Genomic DNA, 17767 nt, shown 5'->3' on the forward strand with positions numbered 1-17767 from the left:
GATGCGTACCGATGCGAACGATGAAGCGTGGGGCCTGTCCGACAAGGAAAAGGACACGTTGCGCCTGATCGTCCGCGGGCATGATGCCAAATCGATCGCGCGCACGCTCGACCTGTCGGTCCATACGGTCAACGAGCGGTTGCGCATGGCGCGCAGGAAGATGTCCGTCTCCAGCAGCAGGGAAGCGGCGCGACTGCTGCACGACAGCGAGGGCGGCCGGGCGCTCGTCCCCCAATCCCTTGGGGACGAGCGAATCGGGGAGGCACGCATGCCCCGGTCGACGGACGATGATGGCGCGCCGGTCGACGGCGCCGGACGGGGGGATCGCCGCCGTCCGTTCCTCATCGGAGTGACCCTCATGACGATCTTCCTCGCTGCCCTGGCGCTGGTGGCGCTGCCCCCCGCCGCACCCGACCCGGCCGTCCGGACCGCGGCCGTCGCGACCGATCCTGCGGCGGAGCAGGCGGCGCGCGCGTGGCTGGAGACGAACGATCAGGGTCGCTGGGCGGACAGCTATGCCGCGACCGGCAGCGCGTTTCGCAAGCTCAACACGGTCCGGCAATGGACCATTGTGTCGCAGCGCGTGCGACAGCCGCTGGGCGCGACGATCTCGCGTCGTCTGGTCAATGCGCAGGATTTGCCGGCGCCACCCGACGGCTATCGCGTCCTGACCTTCCGCACGCGCTTCGCGAACAAAGAGAAGGACATGGTCGAAACCGTCACGCTGGAGCGCGAGGGCGGCGCGTGGCGCCCGGTCGGCGTCACGGTCGAATGACGGTGGCGGTCGTCCGCGGGCGACGGACGCGGGGGGGGGGGGGGGGCGGGGAGCCATCGGCCCGCCGCCCCCTCTCACCCCAGCCGCTCGCGCAGGTCCAGCATCGCCAGCGCGGCGCGTGCCGCGCCGCCGCCCTTGTCGAGCTGCGCGGGGTCGGCGCGCGCGATCGCCTGCGCCTCGTTCTCGGTCGTCAGGATGCCGTTGCCGATGGCGAGGCCGTCGAGCGTCAGCGCCATGATGCCGCGCGCGCTTTCGTTCGCCACGATCTCGAAATGATAGGTTTCGCCGCGGATGACGACGCCGAGTGCCACGAAGGCGTCGTAGCGCTCGCTGTCCGCCGCCAGCGCGATCGCGCCGGGCACCTCCAGCGCGCCGGGGACGGTCAGCACCTCGCAGCTGTGGCTCGCGCCCTCGATCGCGGCCCTGGCGCCTGCGACCAGCATGTCGTTGAGGTGGTCGTAGAAGCGCGCTTCCACGATCAGGACGTTCGCCATCAGTCGATCTTCCTCTCGCCCACGATCGTCAGCCCGTATCCCTCGAGCCCGACGAGCGTGTGGTGGGTGTTGGTGAGCAGCACCATGTCGTGGACGCCCAGCTCGGCCAGGATCATCGCGCCGACGCCGTAATCGCGCAATTCCTCCATATCGACCTTCACCGGCTCGCCCGCCTTGCGGCGCACCGCGGTGGTGAAGGCATCCTCGCGCTGGCGGTTGACGACGACGATCACCCCGGCGCCTTCGCCCGCGATGATCTCCATCGAGCGCGACAGGATGTCGGAGCGCTCGCTGTCCTCGCCGAACATGTCGGCGAAGGGGGACAGCGCGTGCATCCGCACCAGCGTCGGGCGGGTGGGGTCGATGCGGCCCTTCACCAGCGCGATCTGCTCGGTCCCCGTCGCCTTGTTGCGATAGGCGCGCACGGTCCAGTCGCCGCCCCAGCGGCTGGTGAACGGCGCCTCCGACGCCAGCTCGACCAGATGGTCGTGGCGGCGGCGATAGGCGATCAGGTCGCGGATCGTGCCGATCTTGAGCGAATGGAGCTGCGCGAAGCCGACGAGGTCGTCGAGCCGCGACATCGTCCCGTCCTCGTTCATGATCTCGCAGATCACGCCCGAGGGGTTGAGCCCGGCGAGGCGCGAGACGTCGACCGCGGCCTCGGTATGGCCGGCGCGCACCAGCACGCCGCCGTCGCGCGCGACGAGCGGGAAGACGTGGCCGGGCGTGACGATGTCCGCCGCGCCCTTCGTCATGTCGATCGCGGTGGCGACGGTGCGCGCGCGATCGGCGGCGGAGATGCCGGTGGTCACCCCCTCCTTCGCCTCGATCGAGACGGTGAAGGCGGTTTCGTGCCGCGTGCCGTTGTGGCGGCTCATCAGCGGCAGCCCGAGCGCGTCGATGCGCTCCTTGGTCATCGCCAGGCAGATGAGGCCGCGGCCGTAGCGTGCCATGAAGTTGATCTTTTCGGGCGTCGCCATCTGCGCCGGGATGACGAGGTCGCCCTCGTTCTCGCGATCCTCGTCGTCGACCAGGATGAACATCCGGCCGTTGCGTGCCTCCTCGATGATCTCTTCGGGGGAAGACAGGTATCCGTGGCGCAGCCGCGCCAGTTCCGCAGGCTTAGCGACCACGATAATGCTCCATCCGTTGCAGGTAACGCGCCAGCACGTCGATCTCGATATTCACCGCGACGCCCGGCTCCAGCGCGCCCAGCGTCGTGACCGACCGGGTGTGCGGGATCAGGTTGATCGCGAAACGGGTTCCGCCATCCTCGTCGCGCACGTCGTTGACGGTCAGCGAGACGCCGTCGACCGTCACCGATCCCTTGGGCGCGAGGAACGGCGCCAGGTCCGGGGTGACGCGAAAGCCGATCCGCTTCGAATCGCCCTCCGCGCACGTGCCGATCACCTCGGCGATGCCGTCGACATGGCCGGTGACGATATGCCCGCCGAGTTCGTCGCCCAGCTTCATCGCGCGTTCGAGGTTGAGGCGGCGCCCCTCGACCCACTGGCCCTGTGCGGTGCGGCTGATGGTTTCGCCCGAGACGTCGACCGCGAACCAGTTCGGACCCTTATCCACCACCGTCAGGCAGACGCCCGAGCAGGCGATCGACGCGCCCAGGTCGACCGTCTCGGTATCATAGGCGGTGTCGACCACCACGCGCAGGTCGCCGCGCTGCTCGATCTGGCGGATGGTGCCGATGTCGGTGACGATGCCGGTGAACATGAACCCTCTCTCAGCGCGCCTCGTAGACTTCCAGGCGATCGATGCCAAGCTGGCGCTCGTCGGTCAGCGTCCAGCGCCCGTGCGCGTCGGGCAGGTCGCCCAGCGCGATGTCGCCCAGCGTGCGCCCGCCGCCGATCAGGATCGGGGCGCGGTAGAGCACAAGCCGGTCGACGAGGTTCGCGCGCAGGAAGGCGGCGGCGGCGGCGGCACCGCCCTCGATCAGGAGATGGTCGGCTGGGAGGGTGGCGATGTCGGCGGGGTTCTCGATCCAGATGGAGTTACCCTCATCCTTCCCTCTCCCGGCGGGAGAGGGAGGGAGGCGCGTAGCGCCGGAAGGGTGAGGGTGACCAGACGACAGCACCACCCGCAGCGGCGCGCGCGCCTCCAGCCCCGGCAACCGCACGTCGAGCCGCGGGCGATCCGCCTCCCATGTCCCGCGTCCGACCAGGATCGCCTCGTGTCGCGCACGTTCGAGATGCGCGTGCGCGCGCGCGGGCGCGCCGGTGATCCACTGGCTGCGCCCGTCCGCCATCGACACCGCGCCGTCGAGCGACAGCGCCAGCTTGAGCGTGACATGCGGTCGCCCCAGCCGTCGCCGCGTCAGGAACCCCGCCATCGCGCGCCGCGCCGCGTCGGCCTCGACCCCGGTGACGACCTCCACCCCGGCGCCGCGCAGCCTTGCGATCCCCTGCCCGTCGGTGCGCGGATCGGGATCGCGCAGCGCCACCACCACGCGCGCCACCCCGCTGGCCGCCAGCAGGTCCGCGCAGGCGGGGCCGCGCGGGGAGACGTGCGCGCATGGTTCCAGCGTGACATAGGCGGTGCCGCCGCGCGCCGCCTCCCCCGCCTGCGCGAGCGCCATCGCCTCGGCATGCGGGCGCCCGCCGGGCTGGGTCCAGCCGCGCCCGACGACGCGACCCTCGCCTGCGACGATCACGCATCCGACATTCGGGTTGGGCGCGGTCCGCCCGCGCGTCCGCTCGCCGATCGCGAGCGCGGCGCGCATCCAGCGCGGATCGTGGGTCAGATGCCCATCTTCGTCAGCTTGTCGTCGAGCCGCTTGAACGAGGCGCGCGTCGCGTCCTGCCTCTTCTTCAGCTCGGCCAGCTCGGCGTCCTTCTTCACCTGATCGATCTTCTGCTGCGCGACGATCTGCGCATCGGTGCGGTCCAGCCGCCATTGCTGGACGTAGACGATCTGCGGCTTGTACTCCTTTTCCATGTAGGAGTCCTTGGCGAAGGCGTAGATCAGGAACAGCGTCACCGCGATCGCGGCGACGAGGAACCACCATTCGTGACGCTCGCGCGTGGTCAGGAAATAGCGCAGGTCCGACCAGGCGCGGACGGGCGACATGCGGGACAGGAAGGTCATACGGGCGAATATAGGAACCTCGCGTCCCGACGTCATCCCGGACGTGATCCGGGATCCCGCTGCTCTCCGACCGAAAAAGCGGGACCCCGGGTCAAGCCCGGGGTGACGACATATCCAGCCGCGCCAGCGCGCGCTCCCGGCCGATCAGCGGCAGGAGCGCGGCCATGTCGGGGCCGTGGTCGCGCCCGGTCAGCGCGCGGCGCAGCGGCAGGAACAGCGGCTTGCCCTTGCGCCCCGTCGCCTCCTTCAGCGCCGCAGTCAGCACGTGCCACGGGTCGCCGGCCCAGTCGATCGTCGCGGCCAATCCCGCCGCCTGCGCCAGATAGGCGGCGTCCTCGCCCGGTGGCGGGGGGGCGATCGGACCCTCGATCACCTGCCACCAGTCGCGGGCCTCCGCGACGGTGGACAGATTGGGGCGCACCGCTTCCCACACCGCGCGGTCCATCCCCGCGGGCAGGCGATCGGCGACGGCGTCGAACGGCAGCTGGTGGACGATGCGGGCATTGACCTGCGCCAGCTCGTGCTCGTCGAAGCGCGCGGGCGCGCGGCCGAAGTGCGCGAAGTCGAACGCGGCGACCAGCGGGGCGGGATCGACCACCGCGTCGACCGGCTGGCTGGTGCCCAGCCGCGCCAGCAGCGAGCGGAGCGCGGCGGGCTCGATGCCGTCGTCGCGCAGCGCGTCCATCCCCAGGCTGCCGAGCCGCTTCGACAATTTGCCCTCCGCCCCCGTCAGCAGCGCCTCGTGCGCGAAGGCGGGCGGCGTGGCCCCCATCGCGGCGAACATCTGCAGCTGGAGCGCGGTGTTGGTGACGTGATCCTCGCCGCGCACGACATGGGTGATGCCGAGGTTCGCGTCGTCGATGACCGAGGGGAGCAGGTACAGCCACGATCCGTCGGCGCGGCGGATCACGGGGTCGCTCTGCGTCCGCGGATCGAACGACTGGGGGCCCCGGATCAGATCGTCCCATGCCATCGGTACGGCGTGATCGAGGCGGAAGCGCCAGTGCGGGCGCACGCCATCGGCCTCCAGCGCCGCGCGGTCCGCGTCGCTCAGCGCCAGCGCGGCGCGGTCGTAGATCGGCGGCAGCCCGCGCCCGCGCAGGATCTTGCGCTTGAGGTCGAGCTCCTGCGCGGTCTCGTAGGCGGGATAGACATGGCCCGCCGCGCGCAGCCGTTCGAACACCGCCTCGTAGCGGTCGAAGCGGGCCGACTGGCGCACCTCCGCGTCCGGATGCAGCCCCAGCCAGGCGAGGTCGGCGCGGATCGCCTCGACGAACCGTTCCTCGCTGCGCTCCGCATCGGTATCGTCGATCCGCAGCACGAAGCGCCCGCCGTGGCGGCGCGCCTGCATCCAGTTGTGGAGCGCGGCGCGGATGTTGCCGACGTGCAGGTGGCCGGTGGGGGAGGGGGCGAAGCGGGTCGTGACGGTCATGCCGGGGGCTTAGGCCTTGGGTCTTCCCCTATCCACCCCCTCGAATTAAGGCGGGCCGCGAAAGGGTGCTCTGCCATGAAACTGATGACCGGCAATTCCAACCTGCCGCTGGCGCGCGCGATCTCCGCCTATCTGGAGGTGCCGCTGACCGAGGCGCTGGTGCGCCGGTTCGCCGACGAGGAGATCTTCGTCGAGATCATGGAGAACGTCCGCGGCGAGGATGCGTTCGTGGTCCAGTCGACCAGCTATCCCGCCAACGACAATCTGATGGAGCTGCTCATCATGATCGACGCGCTGAAGCGCGCGTCGGCGAAGCGGATCACCGCGGTGGTGCCCTATTTCGGCTACGCGCGGCAGGACCGGAAGCCCGGGCCGCGCACGCCCATTTCTGCCAAGCTGGTCGCCAACCTCATCACTACCGCGGGGGCGGACCGGGTGCTGTCGGTCGACCTTCACGCCGGGCAGATCCAGGGCTTCTTCGACATCCCGACCGACAATCTCTTCGCCGCGCCGGTGATGAGCGCGGACATCCGCTCGCGCTTCGGCGAGAAGAACCTGATGGTCGTCTCCCCCGACGTCGGCGGCGTGGTGCGCGCGCGCGCTCTCTCCAAGCGGCTCGACAACGCGCCGCTGGCGATCGTCGACAAGCGGCGCGAGCGGGCGGGCGAGTCGGAGGTGATGAACATCATCGGCGACGTCGAGGGGCGCTTCTGCATCCTGATCGACGATATCGTCGATTCGGCGGGGACGCTGTGCAATGCCGCCGCGGCGCTGAAGGAAGCGGGCGCGGAGGATGTCGTCGCCTATGTCACCCACGGCGTGCTGTCGGGCGGCGCGGTGGCGCGGGTCGAGGGGTCGGCGCTGCACGAGCTGGTCATCACCGATTCGATCGGCAATCAGGACGCGATCAAGGGCGCGGCGAAGATTCGCCATCTGACGATCGCGCCACTGCTGGCGGAAGCGATCCGGCGGATCGCGGACGAATCGAGCGTGTCTTCGCTCTTCGATTAAGGCATCGGACGCGAGGGCGCGCGAGCGTCAAACGCAACACAAAGCGATCCGCCCGGCCGGCGCGCCGCAGGCGAGTCCGACAAGCCTGTCCTGAGTTTCCGGCGCGTCGCCCCAGCCACACCGGCATCCCCGCGCAGGCGGGGATCCAGACGCGCAGGCCTCCGCGAAGGCCGCGACGTCAGCGGTTCTGGATTCCCGCCTTCGCGGGAATGACAAGGTGTGTGGTGCAAAACCCGCCGCGGCAAAGCCGCCCTTCGACTGCCTGCCAAGGCAGGCGCTCAGGACAGGCTATGTCGGACGGGTTCGGGGATGCCGACCCGCCGGCCGGTCGATCGGTTCGCTGTGCGATCGGCGCTACGCGCCTACCGATTCGACAGCGCGACGATATGATCGAACACCGCCGGGTGCAGCGGCTTCGAGAAGGCGCAGCCGTAGCGCGTCTTGTCGCGCCATGCGACCACCGCCTCCAGCGCGGCGAGCCCCGGCAGCGTCAGCCACACGGTCGTGCCCGGCCACAGGGTGAAGCTGGTCTGCGCACGAAAGCCGGTGACCGACAGGTCGATCACGTCGATCTCGAACCGCGTCGTCCCGCGATCGCGCAGGTGCGCACGCATCGTCACCGCCCGGCGCAGCGCGTGGCGGCTTTCCTCCGATTCCGAATCGGCGGACGTGGTGGGGAACGGGATCGCCTTTTCCATGACCCCGGACCCTGCCAGCGGACGGTTAATCTTCTGCAAACGCGGGTGTGGCGGTGCCCGTCGAGCGTCTCACCCCGGCACGCCCGCGCCGCTTCAGCTCGGCCTTCAGATCCTCCGGGCGCGGCGCGACCAGGAAGCCGAAGCTGACGTTGCCCTCGCGGGTCTCGACGACATGGTGCAGCCGGTGCGCCTGGACGATCCGCTTCATGTAGCGCGACGTCGGCAGATAGCGCGTCGGCAGGCGGCGGTGGACGATCACGTCGTGGAACCCGAAATAGATCGCGCCATACGCCGCGATCCCCGCGCCGATCCAGGTGAACCCCGGCCACCAGCCCAGCTGCACGCCGCCGAGCAGCAGCACGATCGACGGCACCGCGAAGATGACCGCGTAGAGGTCGTTCAGCTCCCAGTTGCCGGTGCGCGGGCGATGGTGGCTTTCGTGCAGGAACCAGCCGGGCCCGTGCATGACCCAGCGGTGCATGACATAGGCGAAACCCTCCATCAGCGCGACGGTGAGGAGGAAAAGGAGTGTGGCGGCCCACCAGGACATGCGCGCGATATAGCCATCCTGCGGACCAATCGCTACGTCGCAGCGCATCATGACCGACGATATCCGCACCGCCGCCCTCGAATCCAAGGCCTGGCCGTATGAGGAGGCGCGCAAGCTCCTCAAGCGCTATCCCGACGGCAAGATGGATGGTGCGCCGATCCTGTTCGAGACCGGCTACGGCCCGTCGGGGCTGCCGCATATCGGCACCTTCAACGAGGTGCTGCGCACCACGATGGTGCGCAACGCCTTCCACGCCCTGTCGGACCAGCCGACGCGGCTGATCGCGTTCAGCGACGATATGGACGGGCTGCGCAAGGTGCCCGACAACGTCCCCAACGGCGACATGCTGCGCGAATTCCTGGGCAAGCCGCTGACGAAGATCCCCGATCCGTTCGGGAAGTTCGACAGCTTCGCTGCGCACAACAATGCGATGCTGCGCGATTTCCTCGACCGCTACGGCTTCGATTACGAATTCGCGTCCTCGACCGACTATTACACCTCCGGCCGGTTCGACGACGCGATCCGCGGCGTGCTGCGGCATTGGCGGGGGGTGATGGACGTCATGCTGCCGACGCTGCGCGCGGAGCGGCGCGCGACCTATTCGCCGGTGCTGCCGATCAGCCCGACGACGGGCGTCGTGCTGCAGGTGCCGGTCGAGGTGGTGGATGCCGACGCGGGCACGATCGCCTTCGTCGACGAGGACGGCGAGCGGGTCGTCCAGTCTGCGCTGGGGGGATTGAGCAAGCTCCAGTGGAAGGTCGACTGGGCGATGCGCTGGGTGGCACTCGGCGTCGATTACGAGATGGCGGGCAAGGACCTGATCGATTCGGTGGTCCAGTCGTCGAAGATCGCGCGCGTGCTGGGCGGGCGCCCGCCGGAGGGCTTCAATTACGAGATGTTCCTCGACGAAAAGGGCGAGAAGATCTCCAAGTCGAAAGGCAACGGCCTGTCGATCGAGCAATGGCTGACCTATGGCCCGGAGGAAAGCCTCGCCTTCTACATCTACCGCGAGCCCAAGAAGGCCAAGCAGCTCCACATGGGCGTGATCCCGCGTGCGGTGGACGATTACTGGCAGTTCCGCGGCAATTATGCGGGGCAGGCGGTGAAGGAGCGGCTCGGCAACCCGGTACACCACGTCCACGACGGCACGCTGCCGGCGGGCACGCTGCCGGTGACGTTCGGGCTGCTGCTCAACCTGGTCGGGGTGATGGGCGAGGGCGCGACCCGCGAACAGGTGTGGGCGTATCTGGCGAACTATGTCGCGGATGCGACGCCCGCGGCCTATCCCGAGCTGGACCGGCTGATAGGCCATGCGCTGGCCTATCACCGCGACGTGATCGCCCCGACGCTGTCGCGGCGCGCGCCCGAAGGAGTCGAGGTCGCGGCGCTGGAGCGGCTCGACGCCGATTTGGCCACTCTGGGCGAGGAGGCGAGCGCGGAGGACATCCAGAACGCGGTCTATGAGATCGGCAAGACGGGCGGGTTCGCGGAACTGCGCGACTGGTTCAAGGCGCTGTACGAGACGCTGCTGGGCTCGAGCCAGGGGCCGCGGATGGGGAGCTTCATCCGGCTGTACGGGGTCGCGAACACGAGGAAGCTGATCGCCGAGGCGCTGGGGAAGGCGTAACGCGCGCCGTCACCCCGGACTTGATCCGGGGTCCCGCTTCTTCTGCACCGTGGGCGATCAAGCGGGACCCCGGGTCAAGCCCGGGGTGACGAGAGTTTCAATGACGATGGGGGGATGTCACCGCGCCAGTTGCGGAAATCCGGCGCGAAAGCCTGCGACCTTCGGCTTGTCCCAGCGCACGATATACGGATGCGTCGGGTTCCGGCGGTAGAAGTCCTGATGGTACGCCTCCGCCGGATAGAAGGCGCCGCTCTCCAGCTTCGTCGCGATCGGCTTTGCGAAGGCGTGGGCGCGGGTCAGCTGCGCGATATAGGCGGCCGCCACCGCGCGCTGCTGCGGCGACTGCGGGAAGATCGCGGAGCGGTAGCTGGGCCCCGTGTCCGGCCCCTGGCGATTCACCTGCGTCGGGTCGTGCGCGATCGCGAAATAGACGCGCAGCAGCGTGGCGTAGCTGACGGCGCGCGGGTCGTAGGTGATGCGCACCGCCTCGGCATGGCCGGTCGTCTCGCTGCTGACCGCGTCGTAATTGGCGGTGGCGCGGGTGCCGCCGGCATAACCGGCGGTGACGTCGCTGACGCCCTTCACCTGGCTGAACACCGCCTCCATCCCCCAGAAGCAACCGCCCGCGAAGACCGCGGTGGCGCGGGTGCCCGCGGCGGGCACGTCCTGCGTCGCTGGCGGGAGGGGAAGCGCCCGCTCGGCCGCGGCGGGGGCGCAGGCGGAGAGCAGGAGCGGGACGAGGGCGAGGTGGCGGCGGTGCATGGGGAGGATATGGGAAGGCCCGACCTTCTTTCCAGCATCACCCTCACCCTTCCCACGGCGTCCGGCGGCGGGCCCCTTCGCTCTCCCGCCGGAAGGGTGAGGGCGCTCCTCAGTGCTTCGACGTTACCGCACCACCGCGGCCGTCGCCGCATAGGGGTTCGCCGGCATTTCCGGCTGTGCGGCGTGCACCGCGACCATACCCATCGCACCCAGCAGGAATCCGCCGGTGAACTGCCAGGCGAAGCGGGACTTGAACAGGCGGGTCATCGTGTCGTCTTTCTTCTTGCGGCCGTCTGTGCGGCGTGATCGATTCCGGGCGATCCGGCCGATCGGCGGGATCGCGGAACCGTCATTGCCCCATGTCGGCTGAACCGACGATGGCGGCATCGTTCATCGCAGCGATATAGAAGCGCGCGACGATCGCGGAAACGACGCTATTCGAAAGACATCGTTTCCCCGATCGTGCCTCAGCGCAGCGCCGCGCAGGCCGCCTGGATGCGCCGGCAGGCCTCGGTCAGGATCGCCTCGGAGGTCGCATAGCTGATCCGCATCGCGGGCGACAGGCCGAACGCGACGCCCTGCACCGCGGCGACCTTCGCATCGTCGAGCAGGTAGCCGACGAAGTCGCTGTCGCTCTCGATCGTCTTGCCGCCCGGGGTCGTCCTGCCGATCACGCCCGCGACGCCCGGATAGACGTAGAAGGCGCCCTCCGGCATCGGGCAGTCGATCCCCTCGGCATCGTTCAGCATCCGCACCACAAGGTCGCGGCGCTTCTGGAAGGCGGCGGCGCGCTCTTTCAGGAACGACTGGTCGCCGTTCAGCGCGGCCACCGCCGCGGCCTGCGCGATCGAGCACGGGTTGCTGGTCGATTGCGACTGGAGCTTCGCCATCGCCTTGATGAGCCACGGTGCGCCCGCGGCGAAACCGATCCGCCACCCGGTCATCGCATAGGCCTTAGAGCAGCCGTTGACCGTCAGCGTGCGCTCGTACAGCGACGGGCAGACCTCCGCGATCGTCGCGAAGCGGAAGTCGTCGTAGACGATATGCTCGTACATATCGTCGGCGAAGATCCACACATGGGGGTGCCGCTCCAGCACCTCGCCCAGCGCGCGCAGCTCGTCCACGGTATAGGCCGCACCCGTCGGGTTGGACGGCGAATTGAGGATCAGCCACTTGGTGCGCGGCGTGATCGCCGCCTCCAGCATCGCCGGGGTCAGCTTGTAGCCGAATTCCGCGCCCGCGGGCACGATCACCGGGGTGGCGCCCGCGAACTGCACCACGTCGGGGTAGCTGACCCAGTACGGCGCGGGCACGATCACCTCGTCCCCCGCGTCGAGCGAGGCGACCAGCGCGTTGAACAGCGTGTGCTTGCCACCGACGTTCACGCTGATCTGCTGCGGGGTGTAGGTCAGGTTGTTGTCGCGGGCGAACTTGGCGACGATCGCCTCCTTCAGCTCGGGCGTGCCGTCGACGTTCGTATATTTCGTCCTGCCGTCGCGGATCGCCTGGATCGCGGCGTCCTTCACGAAATCGGGCGTGTCGAAGTCGGGCTCGCCCGCGCCCAGCCCGATCACGTCGACGCCGGCGCGCTTCAGCTCCATCACGCGCGTGGTGATCGCCAGCGTGGGAGAGGGGTTGATGCGGTCGAGCGCGGCGGAGGGCTTCATGGAACGGGCGCCTTCAACGAGGAGGAAACGCGCGCGCCTATGCGACGCGCCGCCTCATTGTGCAACCGCCAGAACCGCCGGCATCAACCCCCGAAGCGCGTTTCCGAGCAAGAATCCGTCGCTCAGGTCGCGCGGTACGACCGTTCCTTCCATCGCGCGGGCGGTGGCGAGCAATTCCGCCCGCAGCACGCCCGGCAGCGCGGCGACCCCGCGCGGCGTGAGCAGCCGGGTGTCCTGCGGCACGAACACGCTGGTGAAGCTGCCTTCGGTCACGTGACCGTTGGCGTCGACGAAGACCACCTCGTCCGTGCCCGCCGCGCGCCGTGCGGCATCGTAGAAGGCGCGGTCGGTGGTCTTGTGATGCAGCCGCAGGTCGAGCGGGCCGACCGGCAGCGGCGCCAGCGCCACGCGCAGCGGCTGCGTCACCGGCGGCGGCGCGGGGCCGACCTCGATCGCGACCGCGCCCGACCGCGCCAGCACCAGCCGGATGCGCGCGGCGCTGCGCACGCGGAAGGTTGCCGCCTGCAGCTCGTTGCGCGCCGCATGGCGATCGAACGCGAAGCCGAGCGCCTGTGCGCTGCTCTTCATCCGCTCCAGATGGCGCTCGACCAGCACGATGCCCTCGATCGGATCGAACGCCATCGTCTCGATCAGGTCGAACGGCGGCGTGCCGCGGGTGACGAACGCCGCCTTGGCCAGCGCCTCGTCCCATTCCGCCTCGGCCTGCGAATCGGCGACCACGCCGCCGCCGATGCCGATCGTCGCCCGCCCGCCCGCCAGCTGGAGCGTGCGGATCGCGACGTTGAACATCGCGTCGCCGTCGCGGTCGATGCGGCCGATCGCGCCGGTATAGACGCCGCGCGGGCTACCCCGCTCGATCTCGGCGATGGCCTGCATCGCGCGGACCTTGGGCGCGCCGGTGATCGATCCGCACGGAAACAGCGCGTTCAGCACGTCGCGCACGTCCCGGCCCGCCGCCAGCGTCGCCGTGACGGTCGAGGTCATCTGGTGCACGGTCGGATAACGCTCGACCGCGAACAGCTCGGGCACCGCGACGCTGCCCGCGACCGCGACGCGCGCCAGGTCGTTGCGCATCAGGTCGACGATCATCAGATTCTCGGCGCGCTGCTTGGCGTCGGTCGCCAGGGCGCGGGCCGCGGCGTCGTCCGCGGCGGCATCGTCGCTGCGCCGCGCGGTGCCCTTCATCGGACGGCAGGTGAGGCGATCGCCCGCGATCCCGACGAACAGTTCGGGCGAGAAGGACAGCAAAGTCTGCGCCCCCGTCGCCACGATCGCGCCCCAGCCGGCGGCGGCATGCGGGCGCAGCTGCGCGTAGAGCGCCAGCGGATCGCCCGCGACCGGCGCGTGCGCGCGCAGCGTCAGGTTCAGCTGGTACAGGTCGCCCGCCGCGATCAGCGCCTGGACGCGGTCGAACATCGCGCGATATTCCTCCGGCGCGACCTCAGGCACCGGCGCACCGATCCAGGCGCCGCCCGCGTCGGGCAGCGACGCGGGGACGTCGGCGACCTCCTGCCAGCCGTCGAACAGCCCGAACCACGCCAGCGGCGTGCGCGCCGCGCCGGCGCGCTCGGGCGGCGGCGGCGCCGCGGGCTCGAACGCGGCGGCGGCATCGTAGGAAAGGTATCCCGCGGCATCGAGACCGGAGGCGCGCACGGTATCGAGCAGGCCGGCGACCTCCTCGGTCCGCCACGCGCTCAGCACCCGCAGCGGCCGGGTGTAGAGCCGCCCCGGCGCGCCCCCGGGGCGGGCATCGTCGAGCAGGACGAAGGGGGCGGCGGGCATCATGCAGCAGCGGTGATGCCGCGCGGCCGGGGCAGGGGCAAGCGACGTTGCCTACAATTTGATCCGTGCTAAGCCGATCGTTTCCCGGCGACGAGCGAGGACGACGCGTGACCGAGACCACCTCCCAGGCCCCCTTGCAGGCGATGATCGTGCCGGTGACGCCGATCGAGCAGAATTGCACGCTGATCTGGTGCACCCGGACGATGAAGGCGGCGGTGATCGATCCCGGCGGCGACCTGCCGCGGATCAGGGCGGCGATCGCGCAGGCCGGGGTGACGGTGGAGAAGGTGCTGCTGACGCACGGCCATATCGACCATGCCGGTGCCGCGAAGCCGCTGGCGGACGAGCTGGGCGTCGCGATCGAGGGCCCGCACGAGGACGACCGCTTCTGGCTGGCGCGGCTGGGCGACGACGGGAAGCAATGGGGCATCACCGGCGTACCGTTCGAGCCCGACCGCTGGCTGGACGAGGGCGATACGGTGACGGTCGGCGAGCTGACGCTCGACGTCTATCACACGCCCGGACACACCGCGGGCCATGTCATCTTCCACCATGCGCCGTCGAAGTTCGCGCAGGTCGGCGACGTGCTGTTCCAGGGCTCGGTCGGGCGCACCGACCTGCCGCAGGGCAACCACAAGCAATTGCTCGAATCGATCGTGACGAAGCTGTGGCCGCTGGGCGGCGACACCGCCTTCATCCCCGGCCACGGCAAGCCCAGCACCTTCGCGCACGAGCGACGGTGGAACATGTTCGTCAGCGACGAGGCGATGTCGGCGTAGCGCCGGCACTGCCACCCCCTCTCCGTTCGTGCCGAGCGACGTCGAGGCACAGCCACCGACGTTCGCCCGTAGCCTTCGACTTCGCTCAGGCCGACCGGCTGTTGCCGTCCTTCACCCCGCCGCGGACACCGGCGCCAGCTCGATCGTGCGCGGCGCGGCCTCCGCGCCGTAGGCGAGCGCCAGCGCCCAGCCGGCGAGCAGCGCCAGCACCGCCCATGTCAGCAGCGCGCCGCCCGCGCGCAGCGGATTGGGTGCCGGGCGCACCATTCCCAGCCCGTGCGCCACGCGCGCCAGCACGAAGGCGACGCCCGCCACCCACAGCCATGCCGGCGACGCCCCCGCCAGCTCGATCAGCGCCAGCAGGACGAGGACGAACGGCGCATATTCGGTGAAATTGGCGTGCGCGCGCTGGAGCGCCAGCAGCGCCTCGCTGCCGCCGTCGCCCAGCAGCACCTTGCCCTTCATGCGTCCGGGCACGATGCGCAGCGCCAGCCAGAGGTTGAGCGCGGCACAGGCCGCGGCGATGGTCAGCGTGATCGGCAGCAACATCGCATGTCCCTTTTTCCTGTCGCCGCCCCTCGTGCCATCGGCGTGCACGGCTTGCAACCGGCGGGGATTTCGCTATAGGCGCGTCACTTCGCGATGCGAGCCGATGCCCGGCTGCCTGCCGCGGCCGGCCGATGCGGCGGGTCGCACGGGCGCGTGCAGCGGCGCATCGTTGTTTCGAACACTAGACAGATCAAGGTGCCGCGATGGCCGTCCCCAAGCGAAAGACTTCCCCCTCCCGCCGTGGCATGCGCCGCGCGCACGACGCGCTGTCGGTCGAGGCGTTCCAGGAATGCCCGAACTGCGGCGAGCTGAAGCGCCCGCACAACCTGTGCACCGCCTGCGGCCACTATAACGGCCGCGAGGTCGTCTCGGTCGACGCCTGATTCGCAGGTAGCACCGACTTTTCAGGAACGGTCCCCAGCTATGTCCGACATGTCCCGGATCGCCATCGATGCGATGGGCGGTGACGAGGGGCTGGCGGTCATGCTGGCCGGGGTGGCGCGCGCGCGCCGCCGCGATCCGGACATGGCGTTCCTGCTGGTGGGGGACGAGGCGGCGATTCGCGCCGGCCTCGCCAACCACCCCAACCTGTCGCAGCATGCGGAAATCGTCCACGCCCCCGACGTGATCGCGGGCGATGCGAAGCCCAGCCAGGCGATTCGCCGTGCGAAGACGACTTCGATGGGCATCGCGATCGACTGCGTGAAACAGGGGCGCGCGGGCGCCGCGGTATCGGCGGGCAATACCGGCGCGCTGATGGCGATGGCGAAGCTGAGCCTGCGTACCATGCCCGGCATCGACCGCCCCGCGCTCGCGGCGCTGCTGCCGACGCTGGGCGACAACGACGTGGTGGTGCTCGACCTCGGTGCCAACACCGAATGCGATGCGCGCAACCTGGTGCAGTTCGCGGTGATGGGCGCGGCCTATGCGCGCACCACGCTCGACCTCGCCGCGCCGCCGCGCGTCGCGTTGCTGAACATCGGCAGCGAGGAGCAGAAGGGCACCGACGAGATCCGCGACGCCGCGCAGATGCTGCGCGACGCGCCGCACCTGCCGATGACCTTCACCGGCTTCGTCGAGGGCGACCGCCTGTCGCGCGGCGAGCACGACGTGATCGTGTGCGACGGCTTTTCCGGCAATATCGCGCTCAAGACGGCGGAGGGCACCGCGCGATTCGTCGCCGACCTGCTCAAGCGCGCCTTCCGCAGCTCGGTCAGGTCGAAGGTGGGGTTCCTGATTTCGCGCCCCGCGACCGAGCTGCTGCGCGACCATCTCGATCCCAACAACCACAATGGCGCGGTCTTCCTGGGGCTGAACGGGCTGGTGGTGAAGAGCCACGGCGGCGCCAACGAGCTGGGCATCGCCACCGCGATCGGCAATGCCGCCAAGATGGTGAAGGCCGATCTGGCGCGTCGCATCGCGACCGACCTGGGCAATTTCGAATCGAAGGCAGCGGCATGATCCGTTCGGTCCTGATCGGTACCGGCTCCGCGCTGCCGGCGCGGCGCGTCTCCAATGCCGAGCTGGCGGCGCTGGTCGACACCACAGACGAGTGGATCGTCGAGCGCACCGGCATCCGCTTCCGCCATATCGCGGGCGAGGGGGAGACGACCGCGACGCTGGCGCGCGACGCCGCGCTGGCCGCGCTGTCCGCCGCGGGGGTGACCGCGCAGGACATCGACCTGATCGTGCTGGCCACCGCCACGCCCGACAATACCTTCCCCGCGACCGCGACGAAGGTGCAGGCGATGCTGGGCGTCGACGACTGCGTCGCGTTCGACGTCGCCGCGGTCTGCTCGGGATTCCTCTATGCGGTGCAGGTCGCGGATTCGATGCTGCGCTCCGGGGTGCAGCGCCGCGCGCTGGTGATCGGTGCGGAGACGTTCAGCCGCATTCTCGACTGGGAGGATCGCACCACCTGCGTGCTGTTCGGCGACGGTGCGGGTGCGATCGTGCTGGAGGCGCGCGACACCCCCGACGACGCGACCGATGCGGGCGCGCGGGGAATACTGGCGACGCGGCTCCACGCCGATGGCCGCCACAACGAGCTGCTCTACGTCGACGGCGGTCCCTCCACCACCGGCACCGTGGGCAAGCTCAGGATGAAGGGGCGCGAGGTGTTCCGCCACGCCGTGGTCAATCTGGCCGCGGTGATGGAGGAGGCGCTGGCCGCGGCCGGGCTGCCGACCGATGCGGTCGACTGGGTCGTCCCGCATCAGGCGAACGCGCGCATCCTCGACGCCACCGCGCGCAAGCTGTCGCTGCCGGCCGAGAAGGTGGTGATGACCGTCGACCGGCATGCCAATACCTCCGCCGCCTCGGTGCCGCTGGCGCTCGACCAGGCGGTGCGCGACGGACGTGTCGTCGCGGGACAGATCGTGGTGCTGGAGGCGATGGGCGGCGGCTTCACCTGGGGCGCGGCGGTACTACGGATTTGACATCGATCAGTCCGTCCGCATGGTGGCGTGAACGATCGTGATGGGTGCCCGCCGTCGTCGGGCGATACTTGGGGGTTGGAAAC

At 69.8% G+C, this 17767-nt stretch carries 20 protein-coding genes; 7 read left to right on the forward strand and 13 right to left on the reverse strand.

Translation table 11 applies throughout. The features are described from left to right. Position 1: 1 nt before the first annotated feature. Positions 2 to 775, forward strand: a complete 774-nt coding sequence (locus PGN23_RS02220) for a helix-turn-helix domain-containing protein (RefSeq protein ID WP_335302057.1) — start codon at positions 2 to 4, stop codon at positions 773 to 775. 74 nt (positions 776 to 849) lie between these two features. On the opposite strand, the gene ribH is transcribed toward PGN23_RS02220, so the two are convergent. The 6 genes from ribH to PGN23_RS02250 all read right to left on the reverse strand — a co-directional run bounded on the left by ribH (position 850) and on the right by PGN23_RS02250 (position 5800). After that, positions 850 to 1269 carry a 6,7-dimethyl-8-ribityllumazine synthase gene (gene ribH / locus PGN23_RS02225; protein WP_335301216.1) on the reverse strand — a complete coding sequence of 140 codons (420 nt, stop codon included), beginning with the start codon at positions 1267 to 1269 and terminating at the stop codon, positions 850 to 852. Next, a complete protein-coding gene (ribB, locus tag PGN23_RS02230; protein ID WP_335301217.1) occupies positions 1269 to 2402 on the reverse strand; it encodes a 3,4-dihydroxy-2-butanone-4-phosphate synthase in 1134 nt (377 codons plus the stop codon). Before ribB ends, ribH begins: the two co-directional genes overlap by 1 nt. Continuing rightward, positions 2392 to 2997 carry a riboflavin synthase gene (locus PGN23_RS02235; RefSeq protein ID WP_335301218.1) on the reverse strand — a complete coding sequence of 202 codons (606 nt, stop codon included), beginning with the start codon at positions 2995 to 2997 and terminating at the stop codon, positions 2392 to 2394. The genes ribB and PGN23_RS02235 overlap by 11 nt, the downstream gene beginning before the upstream one ends. Positions 2998 to 3007: 10 nt before the next feature. Further along, positions 3008 to 4003, reverse strand: a complete 996-nt coding sequence (gene ribD, locus PGN23_RS02240; protein WP_335301219.1) for a bifunctional diaminohydroxyphosphoribosylaminopyrimidine deaminase/5-amino-6-(5-phosphoribosylamino)uracil reductase RibD — start codon at positions 4001 to 4003, stop codon at positions 3008 to 3010. A 17-nt stretch (positions 4004 to 4020) separates the two neighbouring features. Beyond that, positions 4021 to 4368, reverse strand: coding sequence for a hypothetical protein (locus PGN23_RS02245; protein WP_335301220.1), 348 nt, complete (start codon positions 4366 to 4368; stop codon positions 4021 to 4023). A 91-nt stretch (positions 4369 to 4459) separates the two neighbouring features. Beyond that, positions 4460 to 5800, reverse strand: coding sequence for a glutamate--tRNA ligase (locus PGN23_RS02250; protein WP_335301221.1), 1341 nt, complete (start codon positions 5798 to 5800; stop codon positions 4460 to 4462). Positions 5801 to 5875: 75 nt separating this feature from the next. Here PGN23_RS02250 and PGN23_RS02255 point away from each other — a divergent pair, with 75 nt between their 5' ends. After that, positions 5876 to 6811, forward strand: coding sequence for a ribose-phosphate pyrophosphokinase (locus PGN23_RS02255; RefSeq protein WP_335301222.1), 936 nt, complete (start codon positions 5876 to 5878; stop codon positions 6809 to 6811). Between the two features lie 362 nt (positions 6812 to 7173). Here PGN23_RS02255 and PGN23_RS02260 read toward each other — a convergent pair whose 3' ends face one another. Both PGN23_RS02260 and PGN23_RS02265 read right to left on the reverse strand, forming a co-directional pair. Continuing rightward, the gene (locus PGN23_RS02260) at positions 7174 to 7509 is read right to left on the reverse strand and encodes a PilZ domain-containing protein (RefSeq protein WP_335301223.1); all 336 of its coding nucleotides are present in this window, start codon (positions 7507 to 7509) and stop codon (positions 7174 to 7176) included. 25 nt (positions 7510 to 7534) lie between these two features. After that, on the reverse strand, positions 7535 to 8059 hold the full coding sequence (locus tag PGN23_RS02265) for a sterol desaturase family protein (RefSeq protein WP_335302058.1): 525 nt from the start codon (positions 8057 to 8059) through the stop codon (positions 7535 to 7537). A 49-nt stretch (positions 8060 to 8108) separates the two neighbouring features. Here PGN23_RS02265 and PGN23_RS02270 point away from each other — a divergent pair, with 49 nt between their 5' ends. After that, on the forward strand, positions 8109 to 9686 hold the full coding sequence (locus PGN23_RS02270) for a lysine--tRNA ligase (RefSeq protein WP_335301224.1): 1578 nt from the start codon (positions 8109 to 8111) through the stop codon (positions 9684 to 9686). Positions 9687 to 9803: 117 nt separating this feature from the next. Here the strand turns inward: PGN23_RS02270 and msrA are convergent, their stop codons facing one another. The 4 genes from msrA to pabB all read right to left on the reverse strand — a co-directional run bounded on the left by msrA (position 9804) and on the right by pabB (position 13921). Further along, the gene (msrA, locus tag PGN23_RS02275) at positions 9804 to 10448 is read right to left on the reverse strand and encodes a peptide-methionine (S)-S-oxide reductase MsrA (protein ID WP_335301225.1); all 645 of its coding nucleotides are present in this window, start codon (positions 10446 to 10448) and stop codon (positions 9804 to 9806) included. A 123-nt stretch (positions 10449 to 10571) separates the two neighbouring features. Further along, positions 10572 to 10715 (reverse strand): hypothetical protein, encoded by a 144-nt coding sequence (locus PGN23_RS02280; protein ID WP_335301226.1) that lies wholly within the window; start codon positions 10713 to 10715, stop codon positions 10572 to 10574. A 200-nt stretch (positions 10716 to 10915) separates the two neighbouring features. Continuing rightward, complete coding sequence (locus PGN23_RS02285; protein ID WP_335301227.1) at positions 10916 to 12115, reverse strand: pyridoxal phosphate-dependent aminotransferase; 1200 nt, start codon at positions 12113 to 12115, stop codon at positions 10916 to 10918. Between the two features lie 54 nt (positions 12116 to 12169). Continuing rightward, a complete protein-coding gene (gene pabB, locus PGN23_RS02290; RefSeq protein WP_335301228.1) occupies positions 12170 to 13921 on the reverse strand; it encodes an aminodeoxychorismate synthase component I in 1752 nt (583 codons plus the stop codon). A gap of 140 nt (positions 13922 to 14061) precedes the next feature. On the opposite strand from pabB, the gene PGN23_RS02295 reads away from it, so the two are divergent. Beyond that, entirely contained in the window at positions 14062 to 14697 is a 636-nt protein-coding gene (locus PGN23_RS02295) for an MBL fold metallo-hydrolase (protein WP_335302059.1), read from the forward strand. A gap of 111 nt (positions 14698 to 14808) precedes the next feature. On the opposite strand, the gene PGN23_RS02300 is transcribed toward PGN23_RS02295, so the two are convergent. Beyond that, positions 14809 to 15246 carry an MAPEG family protein gene (locus PGN23_RS02300; protein ID WP_335301229.1) on the reverse strand — a complete coding sequence of 146 codons (438 nt, stop codon included), beginning with the start codon at positions 15244 to 15246 and terminating at the stop codon, positions 14809 to 14811. Between the two features lie 203 nt (positions 15247 to 15449). On the opposite strand from PGN23_RS02300, the gene rpmF reads away from it, so the two are divergent. From rpmF to PGN23_RS02315, 3 genes are read left to right on the forward strand one after another with little or no spacing between them, the layout of a single operon-like run. Further along, the gene (gene rpmF, locus PGN23_RS02305) at positions 15450 to 15629 is read left to right on the forward strand and encodes a 50S ribosomal protein L32 (RefSeq protein WP_335301230.1); all 180 of its coding nucleotides are present in this window, start codon (positions 15450 to 15452) and stop codon (positions 15627 to 15629) included. 40 nt (positions 15630 to 15669) lie between these two features. Then, a complete protein-coding gene (gene plsX / locus PGN23_RS02310; protein ID WP_335301231.1) occupies positions 15670 to 16707 on the forward strand; it encodes a phosphate acyltransferase PlsX in 1038 nt (345 codons plus the stop codon). Beyond that, a complete protein-coding gene (locus tag PGN23_RS02315; RefSeq protein WP_335301232.1) occupies positions 16704 to 17684 on the forward strand; it encodes a beta-ketoacyl-ACP synthase III in 981 nt (326 codons plus the stop codon). The genes plsX and PGN23_RS02315 overlap by 4 nt, the downstream gene beginning before the upstream one ends. Positions 17685 to 17767 lie beyond the last annotated feature (83 nt).

Source organism: Sphingomonas adhaesiva (assembly GCF_036946125.1).
Lineage (GTDB): Bacteria > Pseudomonadota > Alphaproteobacteria > Sphingomonadales > Sphingomonadaceae > Sphingomonas > Sphingomonas adhaesiva_A.